The sequence below is a fragment of the Acetobacterium paludosum genome, assembly GCF_008086595.1.
GTDB classification, from domain to species: Bacteria; Bacillota; Clostridia; order Eubacteriales; family Eubacteriaceae; genus Acetobacterium; species Acetobacterium paludosum.
Genome location: NZ_RXYA01000009.1, coordinates 121,347 through 136,812, shown reverse-complemented (window position 1 = coordinate 136,812; position 15,466 = coordinate 121,347). Strand labels below are relative to the sequence as shown.

Below are 15,466 nucleotides of genomic sequence, written 5' to 3'. Positions count from 1 at the left end.
GGAGGTTTATTATCGCACGCATTTTTTAGCGACCTCATTGTCTTGTTTAGAGATAATGAGGTTTTTTTGTTGGCGTTTTTGATTTAGAAATGGAAAGAGGAGTTTTTATGAAAGATAAAATAAAAATAGCGGTATCATTATGTCTATTGATTGTTATGGGGTCTTTTATGCTGATGGGATGCAGCAATTCATCAGATAAAGTAGATGGAAAACTGGAATTTGATTCCAAGATGGAACTAAAATATGCTCAGAATTTTTCAGTAGATAACTACAAGGGCGGATATAAAATGATTACCCTCAAAGATGGTTCCAAGTATCTGACGGTGCCGGAAGGCAAGCGTGTTCCAGCAGATCTGGATGCGGATGTGACGGTTTTACAGTTGCCATTGACAAATGTGTGTTTGGCATCTACCGGGGCAGCGTCATTAATAACGGGAATTGATGCCTTGAATGATGTTACGTTAACAACCCAAAAAAGAGACAGCTGGTATATCGATGAAGTTGGAGCAGCAATGGATTCAGGGCAGATTACCTATATTGGTGACTATGATACCCCTGATTATGAAGCATTAACAGCAAAACAACCTCAGCTACTGATCTATTCCGGCATGCTTGACACGCATCCCGAAGTCGCAGCTAAGTTTAAAGAACTCGGACTTAATTGTTTAGTCGATCGTTCATCAGATGAACAGCATCCCCTAGGTCGGGTTGAATGGGTAAAACTCTTTGGAATCTTATTTAATAAAGAAGCTGAGGCTCAGAAATTGTTTGATGAACAGGAAAAGGTCGTGGATTCAATCAATGCGACATCGACCGGAAAAACGGTGCTTGCTTTTTACCGGACAACAAATGGCGCTTGTTACATTAGAAATGGCGGCGATTATTTTGCCAAAATGATTGAATTGGCAGGCGGCGTTTATTATCCCGCTAATTTTAATACCGACAAGGGCGGGACGACTAAAATGGATGCCGAGACCTTCTATCAAACGGCGGCTGATGCGGATTATATCATATATATCGATTTCAGCTCAACGGAGCAATTGACACAACTTTCGGAATTAGTCGCGAAGGATCCGCTGTTTGCAGACTTGAAAGCGGTAAAAAATGGAAATGTCTGGAGTACCCAACAGAGTTTCTGGCAGGTCAATGCGACCTTGGGCAATATGATTTCCGATATCAATACGGCGATTACCGCTACGGATAATTCCCATGATAATTTAACCTACCTATACAAATTAAAGTAAGAAAGTTTGAAAGATGAAAAATAGCAACTTGGGCAAAATCGCTCGTTATCAGATTATTTTTATTTTGCTGATTTTAGCATTAGCGGTAGCATTGGTACTGAGTATTAACACGGGCAGTGTTAATATGTCGGTTAATGAGATTGTCAAAATTATTGTATTAAAAGCCCAGGAAGGTTCAGTCAACAGCAATATCATCTGGAAGATCAGGCTGCCGCGATTATTGGCGGCAGCCATTCTGGGCGGAGCATTGTCCGTATCGGGCTTTTTATTACAGACATTTTTCAGGAATCCGATTGCCGGTCCTTATGTTCTGGGGATATCTTCCGGCGCCAAAATGTTTGTCGGTTTCACGATGATTGTTTTGATGAACTACGTCAGTGCATTGCCGGCAACCGTTGTCGTTCTGGCAGCGTTTATCGGTTCGCTGATATCGATGGGGTTTGTGATGGCCGCGGCCAGAAAAGTATCGGATATGTCGATGCTTTTATTAGTAGGTGTCATGATCGGATATATTTGTTCGGCGATAACAGATTTTTTTATCAACTTTGCCCAGGAAAAGGAAATAGCAAATCTGACAAACTGGTCGATGGGAAGCTTTTCCGGAATTGGCTGGTCAGATATTCAAGTCATGACCGTCGTCGTTTTCATATCACTTTTTGTTGTTATGATGCTGTCGAAACCGATTGGTGCTTATCAGCTGGGGGAGGGATATGCCCAGAGCATGGGGATTAATATCAAACTGTTTCGACTGTTGCTGGTCTTGTTTTCGAGCCTCTTATCGGCAACCGTAACGGCGTTTGCCGGGCCAATCGCGTTTGTTGGGATCGCCGTTCCACAGATTGCCAAAATACTGATGAATACATCAAAACCGATTATCATCATCCCGGCGACTTTTTTAACCGGAGCTGTTTTTTGTGTATTCTGCGATTTGCTGGCTCGGACGATGTTTGCCCCAACAGAACTTTCAATCGGCACAGTAACCGCATTCTTTGGAGCCCCCTTCGTCATTTGGCTTTTACTTAAGAAGAAAAAGTAGCCGGGAAATGGAACACGAGCATTGGGTACGTCATTTATTAATCAAGAAAGGTGGAGAGACTGTTAGGCAACGGTCTTAAATATAAAATGTATCTTCAAACAGCTGATTTATCAGTGGGGTATAGTGGCAAGGCATTAATCAAAAATATTAATATCGGGGTTGAAAAAGGAAAGATTTTATGTTTGCTTGGTCCGAACGGGTCAGGGAAATCAACGATTCTTCGAAGCATTACCAGGCATTTAAAAAAGATTGCCGGGACGGTTTTGATCGATCAGGAAGATATGAATAATTTTAGCAGCGTTGAGTCGGCTAAAAAATTATCGGTGGTATTAACGGATAAGGTGGCACCGGAATTAATGACCTGTGAAGAAGTTGTTGCAACCGGGCGTTATCCTTATACCAATCACTTTGGAAAAATCACTGAGGCGGATCAGCGAATCGTTGAAGAATCCATGGCAGCAGTCAGCATTCTAGATTTAATGAATCAGGAATTTACAAGACTGAGCGATGGCCAAAAACAGCGGGTGCTGTTGGCACGGGCAATCTGTCAGAAACCGGAGATCATCGTCCTGGATGAACCGACTTCCTATCTTGATATCAGGCATAAGATTGAATTGCTGGGAATTTTAAGAAATATGGCCGTTAAAGAAGAGGTAACGGTTGTGTTGTCTTTACATGAAGTTGATTTGGCGGCCAAATTGGCGGATACGATTATTCTGGTTAAAGATAATCATGTCTACGGCTGCGGCTGTCCGGAAGACGTTTTAAATGATGCCGTGATCAAGGATCTATATGGCATTGAACACGGTAGCTTCAATATGCTTTTGGGGAGTGTGGAATTGCCAAAGACATGCGATTTAGAGCCGAAAGTATTCATCTTCGGCGGCGACGGGTCGGGAACCCTTTGTTATCGGGCGCTCAATAAACGAGGAATCTCTTTCTGCACGGGAATACTCTATCACAACGATGTGGATTATCAGGTAGCTAAAAGTCTGGCCAAACAGACAATTGTTGAAAAAAGTTTTAGGCCGGTCAGTGAATTTGTTTTTGAACAGGCCCGTAAAGCGTTACTTAAATGTGATGTGGTCATTGACAGTGGTTTTGATTTAGAAGGGGAAGATAATCGCAATAAAGTTTTGCTGGAGCTAGCCGGCAATGCGAATAAAACGATTCTGAGTCTTCGTCATCAGCCGATCAAAGCAAATGCAAATTGGGAGAAAAATGTCGAATATTTTGATGATATCAGTTCGCTGATCAGCAGTGAAGGATTGAAATTCAGATCAAACAACAGCCGTGAAAGAAAGCTGCATCGATCGTTGGCGGCAAGTATTTAGGTAGATCAAAAAAGCAAGGAGAAATTATGTACCGCATTGCATTTATACATTCACCAATGGACCACTCCTATCATATGAAGGAAGCGGCTCAGCTTCTTGAAAAAGAAGAAAAAAATATTAACACTGTTTTTATCAATAGTTTCAGGATGGACAATTCGGCACAAGAGAAGCAGGAGGCCATGGAAAAGCTGGAAATGTCCGATTTTATTTTTATCTTTATTCATGGCGGCTTGACCCAGTTTAAAAGTTTTGCTGCGGTTATGGAAAATTATGAAAATAAGAAGCGTTTCTTTATCTGGTCCGGATATGATGACGAAAATCAATTGGTTTTAAAAAAGTCCGGGATTTCAATGCTGGAGTATCAAGAAATACAAAAATATGCCATGGATACCTGCCCGCCCAATTGTCTTAACTTATTGAAATATTTAGGTGCGTACTACGGCAAACTGAAAATTACATACGACGAGCCGAAATGCTCCCAATGGGAGGGCATTTACTATCCGGGAAAAGAACGGACTATTGAAGCGGCTTTGCGTGAGGCAAAAGAAAGCGGTAAACCAGTGGTGGGAATTCTCTTTTACAGCCGACTGATTCATGAAAACAATCTGGAACATATTGACGCACTGATTAAGGAAGTGGAGAACCAGGGCGGATATCCTCTGGCGGTATATTCTTCTTCAGCACCGAAACCCACCATCGGATGCCGGGGTTTTCAGTGGGTGGTGGATCATGTTTTCACTGCTGTCGGAAAAAACAATGTCGATGTGATCATCAACACCATGAGCCATTCTCAGAGTATTTTATCCGATCCTGGGGATGGCTCAAAGACGGTTGAAAAAAGCATTTATGAAGCCATTGATGTCCCGGTTATCAAAGCGTTAAGTACCTATCAAACTTACGAAGACTGGTACGATAATCTTCGCGGGATCGATGCAATGTCGTTTCCGGGCAGTGTCTATTATCCCGAGTTTGACGGTCAGATCATCAGTTTTACCTTTGCCTATTCAACGGTAATCAGGGATGAAATCGGCGAGAAAACCATCAACCAGCCGATTCCGGATCGGGTCCGTAACCTGTGTGAACTGGCGCTCAACTGGGCCAATCTGGCGCATACGGAAAACAAGGATAAAAAGGTGGCAATTCTGTTTCACAATATGCCGCCGCGAAACGACATGATCGGCTGTGCTTTTGGGCTGGATACGCCGCAAAGCGTTTTCGATATGGTAACAGCATTGAAAGCGGATGGCATCACCACGGAATACGATTTTGAAAGCGGCGATGAAATCATCCAGAAGATCATCAATGCCGTCAGCAATGATACCAGATGGCTGTCGGCAGAACAGTCGCTCCAGCGGAGTGTGGCCATTATTGAAAAAGAAGACTATCAGCACTGGTTTGATCAGCTGGAAATGAAAAACCGGGAAGCCCTGAAACGGGACTGGGGAAACCCGCCCGGGGAACAGATGGTATTTCGGGATCAGATGCCGGTGCCGGGGATTCTCAACGGCAACATCTTCATCGGACTTCAGCCAGCCAGAGGGTATGAAGAAAAGGCGGAAGCGGTTTATCACAGTACCGATATCGTCCCGCCTCATCAGTACATTGCTTTTTATAAATGGATAAAATATGCCTTCAAAGCAGATGTGATCGTGCATGTGGGCACCCATGGCACCCTGGAATGGCTGCCGGGGAAAGAAATCGGGCTTTCGGCAGAATGTTATCCGGACATCGCTATTTCCAACATACCCCATCTCTATCCCTACAATATAACGGTCGAGGGTGAAGGTATTCAGGCCAAAAGACGATCCGATGCGGTGCTTCTGGATCACTTGATCCCTTCATTAACCCTAAGTGGTTCTTATGACGAAATGGAAGAACTGGATGATCTGATTAAACAGTATTATCGGGCAAAGCGTACCGATCAGGGGAAAATGAAATTTGTTCAGGAAAATATCGAGCGCATTGTGGTTGAACAGGCGTATCTCACCGACTTGAACATCAGTGTTGAAGTGATGAAGTCTGATTTCTTCGGCTTTATTGAAAAGCTTCATACCTGGGTGGAGGACATTAAAAATACCCTGATTAAGGATGGCCTTCATATTTTTGGTAAAGCTCCGGAAGGAGAAAAACTTTATCAACTGGTTTGCGCACTGATGCGCTTGCCCAATGCTAGGGTCCCGTCATTGACCCAGGCAACCTGCCGAGCCAGAGGCTATGATTATAAACGACTGAAAGACGAACCGCAGGCGGTTGATGATCAGGGAATGACGAACCTGATGAAATTTAATGAGGTTGAAGAAATCAGCCGGGAACTTGTAAAAGTGTTTTTCAAAAGGGCTTATCAGCCCACCTTTATTTATGACAAACAACTCATCTACTTCCCGGAAGCGGATCGTTCAGATCTGGAGGAGTTGGAAGCGGTTTTTAATTTTATTAAAGAAACGGTGGGACCAAAACTAAACGCAACAACCGATGAGATGAAATATCTGGTTCATGGGGTGGATGGCAAGTTTGTGCCGCCGGGCGGGTCCGGCGCGCCCACCCGCGGGAAAGTGAGCATTCTGCCGACCGGCCGTAATTTCTATGCCATTGATCCGTCGGCGGTGCCCACCCGGGCGGCCTGGGAAGTCGGCAAGCAGCTGGGACAGCAGATGATCGATCGTTATGTGAAGGATGAAAACAAGTATCCGGAGTCCATGGTCATTGTCGTCTATGCCGGAGAGACGATGAAAACATCCGGGGATGATATTGCCGAAATCTATTATTTATTGGGGATTAAACCAATATGGCTGGAGAATTCGGATAAGGTGATTGGTCTGGCGGTCATTCCGATTGCGGAACTGGGACGTCCCCGGGTGGATGTGACGTTGCGAATTTCAGGGTTGTTCCGGGATACCTTCCCGAATCTGATTGAATCAGTTGAAGAGGCCGTCAATCTGGTTGCCGGTCTTGATGAAAGCGATGAAGATAATTATATCAAACGCAATTTTCAGAATGAAGTAAGAGCGCTGATTCACAATGGGGCCAGCATTGAAACTGCCCAGGAAGAGGCGGGAATGCGGATCTTCAGCGATCCGCCAGGAACCTACGGAGCCGGAGTCACCCAGCTGATTAACAGCAAAAACTGGGGAAATTATACCGATCTCGGCAATAGTTATACGTTTTGGGGCGGTCACGCTTATGGCAAAAAAGTTCATGGGAAACGAGTCACCGAAGTATTTGCAAGAAGACTTGCAAAGGCACAGATTACGGTGAAGAATGAATCGTCGATGGAAATCGATATGCTGGAAAGCGATGATTTTTATAACTATCATGGCGGTCTGATTGCGGCAGTTCGGACAAAATCCGGTGAGAAACCGCATTCTTATTGCGGCGACAGCAGTGATCCTGCCCGCGTTAAATTAAACAACGTGAATGAGCAAACTGCCAAAATCATGCGTTCCCGAATCCTCAATCCAAAATGGTTTGACGGTTTAAAAGAACATGGCTATAAAGGCGCTCAGGAGATTTCCGGGATGGTTGATTTTGTTTTTGGATGGGACGCCACATCGGATATTGTCGAGGATTGGATGTATGAAAAAATCAGTGCGAACTTTCTTTTCAATGATGAACGTCGGGAATGGATTAAAAGCGTAAATCCCTGGGCCATCCAGAATATGACCGAGCGTCTGTTGGAGGCGGCCCAAAGAGGCATGTGGGAGGCAAAAGAAGAAAGTCTGGAAAAGCTTCGGACTTTATATCTGGAAATTGAAGGGGATATGGAGACCTTCAGTGAATAGAAACTGATTTATAAGGAAGGAAAAGAATGCTGAATATAATTGATTTGACAAAAAAATACAAAAATGTAACGGCGGTGGACAAGCTCAACCTGACCATTGAGGATGGCGAGTTTTTCGGCCTTCTGGGACCAAATGGTGCCGGAAAAACGACAACGGTACGCATGATCAGCACGATCACCCCGAAAACATCAGGCGATATTATTATTAACGGGAAAAGTATTGATCGGAATTTAACTGAAATAAAGGCCAAGATCGGGGTGGTTCCGCAGCAGAATAACCTGGAAAACGAAATGTCGGCCTGGGAAAACTTGGAAGTGCATGGGATGCTTTACCGCATTGGCAAGGATAAGCGTCGCAAGAAAATCGATGAGTTGTTGGAATTTACGGAACTGACAGACCGCAAAGATGATTTGGCCAAGAATTATTCTGGGGGAATGAAACGAAAGTTGATGATTGCCAGGGCTTTGCTTCATGAACCGGAAATACTGCTGTTGGATGAACCGACAGTGGGACTGGATGCGGCCGCCCGAAGAAAAATGTGGGACCTGTTAAAACGCCTGAAATCAAAAGGGCTGACGGTATTATTGACCACCCACTATATTGAAGAAGCGGAAGTTTTATGTGACCGGGTGGGTTTGATCAACAAAGGAAAATTGATCCAGCTGGATACGCCGGCTAACCTCATTGAAGAAGTTGGAAAAGTAACGGTGGAGTATTTTGATGATGGCAGCACCCATGAAGAATTTTTCCGAACGCGGGATGAAGCCAATACGTATGCCGGCTCACTGGAAGGAGAAGTGCGAATCCGGCCGTCAAATCTGGAGGATGTATTCTTGAAATTTACCAACAGAAGGGTGGAATCATGATGGCAGGATTATACGGTATTCTTTGGCAGGAGGCGGTTGTCTTCAAACGCAAATTTTGGGCAACGACCCTTGGCAATATGGTTTCACCGATTCTATACTTAGTTGCCTTTGGCTGGGGTCTTGGGGGCAGTGTCCAAATGAACGGCATGTCCTATATGGCATATATTATTCCGGGTATTATTGGCATGAATACCATGATGATCAGCTTTAGCAACACGGGCAGCTCCATAAATATTTCTAGGTTGTTTTATAAAACGTTTGAATCTTATATGATCTCCCCCATCAATATGACCGTGTATGCCTTGGGAAAAATCATTGCCGGCGCCCTTTATGGGGTTTACTCCGCTTTGCTGATTGTGATACTGGTGTCAGTTTTTACGACGGATCTGGTGATAACGCCTTATTTTGTGCTGATTGCCTTGTTGAACTGTCTGGTCTTTTCAGCAATGGGATTTTTTGTCGGCCTGTTGGTTAATTCCCATTCCGACATGTCGAAATTCACAAGTTTTGTGATTACGCCGATGTCGTTTTTATGCGGAACATTTTTCCCAGTGGACAAGATGCCGGAAGTTTTAGGCTGGATTATTTACGTGTTGCCATTAACCCATACCAATATCGCATTGCGCTCATCCGGCGAATCGGCCGGCCAAATGGCACTCCATGTTGGGGTTCTGGCCGTGTATTTCATTGTGCTGTTCATTCTGGGTGCGCATCATTGTAAAAATGTTGAATAAAGATAAAGAAGGTAAAGAAAATGAAAAATGTTAATATTGTCTATCCTTTTACAGGAATTGTCGGTCAGGAGCAGATGAAAAAGGCCTTGATTCTCAATGTCATCAACCCGCTTCTAGGTGGCGTTCTGATCCGGGGCGAAAAAGGCACGGCGAAGTCTACCGCGGTCCGGGCACTGGCTGATTTATTGCCGATCCGGAGCCAGGTGGAAGGCTGCGCTTTCGGATGTGACCCCAGAGAACCGGGGAACATGTGCTGCGATTGTCTTTCAAAATATGAAAACCATGAAAATTTTGTGGAAACCTTTGGCAGAATGAAGGTGGTGGATCTGCCGGTCAGTGCCACCGAGGATCGAGTCGTGGGAACCCTGGATATTGAACAGGCCATTAAAAAAGGCGAGAAAAAGTTCGAACCGGGTATTTTAGCCCAGGCCAATCGGAACATTCTCTATGTCGATGAGGTTAACCTGCTGGATGATCATATTGTTGACGTCCTCCTGGATTCGGCGGCTATGGGCGTGAACACCATCGAGCGTGAAGGCGTTTCCTATTTTCATCCGGCTCGGTTTATTCTCGTCGGTACCATGAATCCCGAGGAAGGAGATTTAAGACCGCAGCTTCTGGATCGGTTTGGCATGGTGGTGGACGTGGTCGGAGAACGGAACACGGAAAGACGAATCGCGGTCATCAAAAACAGACTGGCTTACGAAGCGGATAAAGAAGAATTTGCACAGCAATTCATCAACGAGCAACAGAATTTAAGAGATCGTATTTTAAAAGCGAAAAAATTATTAAAAAAAGTTGTGTACCGTGATGAAATGCTGGAGATAGCCGCAAAAATCAGTATCGAACTGGATGTGGACGGCCACCGGGCAGACATCGCTATGATTAAAACAGCGATGACCCTTGCCGCGTTTAATGGTTCGACCAAGGTTTCATCGGCAGATATGCTGGAAGCGGCAGAACTGGTATTGCCGCACCGGTTGCGCCGAACGCCATTTGAAGAAGGGATCTTGAATTTTGACAGGGTTCAACAAATTATCAGTGAAGTCGGGAGCGCTGACTATGCAGCCGTATAATTTGCCAATCGGAAATGCAGCAGACTTGTGCTTGCAACCCGGCAACCACCAGGTAAAAAAAGAAAAACGCACACAGCGTGGTTTCTATCGCTTCCCGTTTGCTGCCGTCATCGGTCAGGAAAAAGTCAAAAAAGCATTGTTGCTCAACCTGATTAATCCGCAGATCGGCGGCGTTTTGCTGGCCGGCGAGAAAGGCACTGCAAAATCGACCCTTGTGCGGAGCTTAAACCAGGTCGCCAACGGGATGGCCGTTGTGGAGCTGCCGCTCAATGCCACCGAAGACCGGGTGATTGGCAGTATTGACATTGAAAAAACAATTTCAGTCGGGAAACGATCCTTTGAAAGCGGTATTTTAAAAAAGGCCGACGGCAATATTCTCTATATCGATGAAGTTAATCTGTTAAGCGAACATATTGTCAACAGTATTCTGGAAGTGGCCGCGTCGGGTGTTAACCATATTGAGCGGGAGGGAATAGCCTGTGAACATGCGTCCAGATTCGTGCTGATCGGAACCATGAATCCTGAGGAAGGTTTTTTACGATCCCAGTTTCTGGATCGCTTTGGAATCTACGTGGAGGTTGGCGGGTCAAAGAACCTGGCCGAGCGAAAAGAAGTGATCAAGCGGCGGCTGGCGTTTGAATCCAGCCCCGCTGCATTTGTAAAAAAATGGGAGACGGAAGCGACTGAGCTACGAGATCAGGTTATCGAAGCGCAAAGAAAGCTGCCCCTAATAAAAATTTCTGAGTCAATTTTAAAATTAACAGCCGATATTGTCAACGAGGCCAATTGTGCCGGAAATCGGGCAGAACTGGTGATGATTCAAACGGCTAAAGCTTTGGCGGCTTTGGATAATCGAAAAAACATTAACATTGACGACATTAAGGAAGCCGCCGAATTTGCCCTGCCCCATCGTAAACGGGAAAAACCTGACGAACCTGAACCGCAGGAGGAGCAGCAAGAACAGGAACAACAAGATTCGGAAGCGGAAGAAGAAACCGAAGCGAATCCGGATGAAAATCCCCCTGAAGAGGAACCGGACGATCCGGATAATAACAGCGAAGAAGAGTCGGAAAAGCAGGAGGAAGATCAGCCGGACACCCCTGAAGCGGATCCACCGGACTCGGACGAATCCGATGATGATGAAGCCCGGGAACCGGAGCCGGAGTTCAGCGAAATCCTGGATCAAATCGATGAAATTGGTCGGTCGTTTATTGTTAGAAACCTAAATATTAAAGCCATTGACCGAAAAAAGCGAAAAGGCGAAGGTAAACGAATTAAAACGAAAACCGATACGAAACAAGGTCAGTATATAAAAAGTGCCATGTCGAAAAATAAAATTACCGATCTAGCCTTTGATGCGACCCTTCGAGCTGCCGCGCCTTTCCAGAGCGTTCGGGAGAAAAACGGCTTGGCGTTGGTGATTAAATCGGAAGATATCAGAGAAAAGGTGCGGGAAAAACGAACCGGCAGCACGATTGTTTTTGTGGTGGATGCCAGCGGCTCCATGGGCGCCAAAAAACGGATGGAAACAGTGAAAGGAGCCGTCGTTTCGCTGCTTACCGATGCCTATCAGAAACGGGACCGGGTTGGTCTGATTTCATTTAGAAAAAATGAAGCGGAGGTACTGCTTAATATTACCCGAAGCATTGATTTGGCTCAAAAATGCTTGCGCGATTTACCGACCGGCGGAAAAACACCGCTGGCGGCAGGCCTGATAAAAGGCTACGAGGTGATCAAAAATGAGCAGCGAAAACATGAGGATTTATTGCCGATTCTGGTTCTGGTTTCAGATGGCCGCACCAATACCGCCATTACCGACAACGATCCGTTTTCTGAAGCGAAGGAAATCGGAAAAAAGATCAGCTTTGAGGGAATCCAGACCATTGTGGTGGATACCGAGGTCGATTTTATCAAGCTGGGTTTGGCTAAGGAATTGGCATCCTGTATGAATGCCCGTTACTATCGAATTGAAGATCTGGAAGCCGATGTACTGGCAGATGCGGTCCGGGATTTATCCAACCATTCATTATTTTAGGAGGGTATTGTGGAACAAAATATAATTGCTGACGGAATATTTCATCCGGATACAAAAGAGGTGTTTTCATCTCTTGAATCTTATGAGAATTGGTACCGAAGATGGCATATTTTTAAGAACCAGGTTGGATTGCTTACCCATTACCAAAATTGGAGAAAAAATAATTTAGAAGTCGAAAAAGCTCTGATCAAAGAATTGGAAGCTCAGGAAATTGGTGTTATCCCGGTTTACAGTAATTTGTCTTCAGATAAAGAATCAGGATGCAGAGATTTTGAAATGATTATTAGAGATTGCTTTTCTTCCGAAGAAGGCCTTGAAATCGATGGATTGATTAATCTTCAATCCTTGGGGGCGACCGGAAATAATCAGTCTGGTGATCTATTCAGTCAAAGTGTAGAAACCTTTAAAATAATGAATATTCCAGTTTTCAAACCAATGATCAGTCGCCTTCAGAATGAAGCCCAATGGCTTGAGAATACGGCGGGGCTTTCCACTGAAATGTCATGGTCGTTCACTAACAATGAGAGACTGGGAATGATTGAACCCATCGTGATTGGGGCCAGAAGTGATCCTGGGGATATGGTTAAAGCTGAACCAATTCCAGAACGAATTAATCGACTGGCAGCAAGAATTAAAAAGAGACTGAAGCTGAGAGAAACCCTGAGTGAAAACAAAAAAATTGTCCTAATGCTGAATTGTTCACCTTGCGCAGGTGTTGAGGCAACGCTGGGAACAGGAGTGGGTTTGGCTGTCTTTGAAAGCGTTGCCAAAATCTTGAAGAATCTTGAAAATGCAGGCTATTCGGTGCTGAACCGGCCTGAGGACGGCGCGGCACTTAAAAAAAAGATGCTGGACAAAAAAGCCTATCAGGATTTTCGTTGGACCACGGTGGAAAACATTGTTAAGGCTGGCGGGGATATCTACCGCATGCCTTTAGAAGGAGACGGAGGTTACAATCAATTCTACGATAAACTCGATCCGGTGCTTAGAGATCAAATGGAAAAGACATGGGGAGTTCCGCCGGGGGAAGGGATGGTTTACAAAAACCAAATCATTATAACGGGTCTGAAATTCGGCAATATCTGGGTGATGCTGCAGCCAAAGCGGGGTTGTTATGGACCCAAATGTACCGGCGAAGTCTGCAAGATTCTTCATGATCCGACCTGTCCGCCATCTCACCAATATCTGGCAACCTATCGTTATATTGACGCGATCATTAATGCTCAGGCAGTGGTTCATGTCGGAACCGGAGGGAGCCTCGAACATTTGCCCGGAAAAGTAAATGCCTTGTCTCAATACTGTTGGCCGGATGTGGTTATCGGCAATCTGTCCAATTTTTATTGCTACAATGCTGGTATCGGTGTTGAAGGAATGGGTGCAAAAAGAAGAAATTACGCTACAATACTGGATTATCTGCCTAGCTGTATCAGTACAGATTACCAACGGGTTCAGCTGATAAAAATGTTGGGAACCTATTTGGAAGCCGTGGCTTCACAGAGCAACCAGGTTGATGTTTTAAAAAAGGATATTGAAAAAGAAATCGATTTAATACCGGAGTATTTGAAAATCATTAAAAAAGCGGAAAATTTTAATTTGGGAGCAACGGCACTCAAAAACCTGCTGACCCAATCGATCAACCAATCTTTTGAACAGGCACTGCACATTTTTGGTGAGGCGCCGGACATGAAGGATCAGGTATCTTATATTAAAGAATCCATTGATGGAACAAGTTTAACGGCCTCTTTCTTAAAAAAAGACTTTAAAGATGAGTATACTTATAATTCAAAAGTACTTTCTCTGATCGCTCAAATTCTCGCCGAGAACCAGTCGGAAGATTTTAATTCCGAATCACTATATGGTATGGAAGGCGCGGTTCTTATTAACGAGATTAAAGAAACACAGCAAAGCCTTTTATCGGTTGAAAATGAAATGGCAAATCTGATCAAGGCTCTCAATGGTGACTATATTGAACCGGGACTTGCCGGTTCACCGCGGGATGGTTTGGAGCGCATTATGCCAACAGGACGTAATTTTTATTTAATGGACACACAAAAAATACCGACGCGAGAATCCTATTCTGTCGGAACTGAGATGGCAAAGCAATTAATTGAATATTATCAGAAGGAAGAAGGAAAGATTCCTGAAAAGGTTGTCGTTAATATGACGTCCACGGATATATCCATGACTAATGGAGAGCAGCTCTCTCAGATTTTGTCACTGCTGGGAGTTCATCCGGTTTGGAATGATTCAGGCATTGTTATGGATGTTGAAGTTATTCCCCCTGAAGAACTGGAACGGCCAAGGATCGACGTGGTTGTGCGAATTTCAGGGGTGCTTCGGGATGCCTATCCGGGTCTGATTGCGATGATGGATCGGGCGGTGCAAATGGCCGCGGCTCAAGATGAAGCGGACGAAATAAATTTTGTCCGGAAGAATACCCTGAAAATGGTTGAAGCGATTAGAGTCAATGATGACATGTCGAAATCCGAAGCCTTCCGACGCTCAACAATTCGGATTTTTGGAGCCAAACCGGGGGCTTACGGTTCCGGTGTTGATCTGGCGTTGAAGGCCAGCGCATGGGAATCGGAAGAAGAATTAGCGAAGATCTTTACCCTTTTCTCTGGGTATGCCTATGGCGACGGCCTGAATGGAATTGATTTCAAGAAAGAATTTGTAGAAAATATTCGAACAGTGGATGTCGCTTTCGAAACATCCAACGATAATCGTTTCAATATCCTTTCATCCAGTTTTTCCGCTTCAGTTTTTGGCGGCATCGGTATGGTGAAAAATCAGTTAACAAAGGATGCATTGAAACAATATCACGGGAATTCTAATCATAAAAAAAAGGTCGTGATATCGAAAACTGAAGATGAGATAAAACGGATTATGACCCATACTTTTTTTAACCCATTATGGAATGCTTCCGTTAAGAATAAGGGCTATATCGGAGCTTCGGAATTAATGCGTAAAGTTCAAACTCTTTTTGAATGGAAATGCTTAACCCGGAATGTTGCCGATACAGCGATTGATCAAGTCGTTGAAACCTATCTCGGTGATGAGGAAATGGTCCGCTGGTTTAAAGAAAATAATGTCTATGCTATTGAAGAAATTTCCAGGCGATTTCTGGAGCTTTATCAGCGTAACAAATGGGAACCCAGTGAAGAAGCGTTGAAAACACTTCAGAATCGCTATCTCAATTTAGAAGGAGACATGGAAGTAATGATGGAGGAGTCGGAAGGCGACTATCAAGGTGGAACCATCGAAATTGTCCGTCACCAGGACGTGGCAGCCTGGAATGCGTCGATCCAGGAACTGGATTGTTTGTTCAAAAATACTTAGGCAATTGCGAAAGTACCGTGAGC

General features: G+C 44.6%; 9 protein-coding genes. All 9 read left to right on the top strand.

The window, feature by feature from the left end:
* The first annotated feature begins 107 nt into the window (after positions 1–107).
* Genes FZC41_RS10665 through FZC41_RS10625 form a run of 9 tightly spaced genes read left to right on the top strand, consistent with a single transcriptional unit; the run spans position 108 to position 15,443 of the window.
* A complete protein-coding gene (locus tag FZC41_RS10665; protein WP_148567391.1) occupies positions 108–1,244 on the top strand; it encodes an ABC transporter substrate-binding protein in 1,137 nt (378 codons plus the stop codon).
* A gap of 13 nt (positions 1,245–1,257) precedes the next feature.
* The gene (locus FZC41_RS10660; protein WP_148567390.1) at positions 1,258–2,280 is read left to right on the top strand and encodes a FecCD family ABC transporter permease; all 1,023 of its coding nucleotides are present in this window, start codon (positions 1,258–1,260) and stop codon (positions 2,278–2,280) included.
* 50 nt (positions 2,281–2,330) lie between these two features.
* Entirely contained in the window at positions 2,331–3,614 is a 1,284-nt protein-coding gene (locus FZC41_RS10655) for an ABC transporter ATP-binding protein (RefSeq protein WP_243136700.1), read from the top strand.
* 26 nt (positions 3,615–3,640) lie between these two features.
* On the top strand, positions 3,641–7,393 hold the full coding sequence (gene cobN, locus FZC41_RS10650; protein WP_148567389.1) for a cobaltochelatase subunit CobN: 3,753 nt from the start codon (positions 3,641–3,643) through the stop codon (positions 7,391–7,393).
* Between the two features lie 26 nt (positions 7,394–7,419).
* The gene (locus FZC41_RS10645; RefSeq protein WP_148567388.1) at positions 7,420–8,259 is read left to right on the top strand and encodes an ABC transporter ATP-binding protein; all 840 of its coding nucleotides are present in this window, start codon (positions 7,420–7,422) and stop codon (positions 8,257–8,259) included.
* Positions 8,256–8,993, top strand: a complete 738-nt coding sequence (locus FZC41_RS10640) for an ABC transporter permease (RefSeq protein WP_243136699.1) — start codon at positions 8,256–8,258, stop codon at positions 8,991–8,993. The genes FZC41_RS10645 and FZC41_RS10640 overlap by 4 nt, the downstream gene beginning before the upstream one ends.
* 20 nt (positions 8,994–9,013) lie before the next feature.
* Positions 9,014–10,069 carry a magnesium chelatase ATPase subunit I gene (locus tag FZC41_RS10635; RefSeq protein WP_148567387.1) on the top strand — a complete coding sequence of 352 codons (1,056 nt, stop codon included), beginning with the start codon at positions 9,014–9,016 and terminating at the stop codon, positions 10,067–10,069.
* Positions 10,056–12,104: a magnesium chelatase subunit D family protein gene (locus FZC41_RS10630; protein WP_148567386.1), complete on the top strand. Its 2,049-nt coding sequence runs from the start codon at positions 10,056–10,058 to the stop codon at positions 12,102–12,104. The genes FZC41_RS10635 and FZC41_RS10630 overlap by 14 nt, the downstream gene beginning before the upstream one ends.
* A gap of 9 nt (positions 12,105–12,113) precedes the next feature.
* Positions 12,114–15,443 (top strand): cobaltochelatase subunit CobN, encoded by a 3,330-nt coding sequence (locus FZC41_RS10625; RefSeq protein WP_170253957.1) that lies wholly within the window; start codon positions 12,114–12,116, stop codon positions 15,441–15,443.
* Positions 15,444–15,466 lie beyond the last annotated feature (23 nt).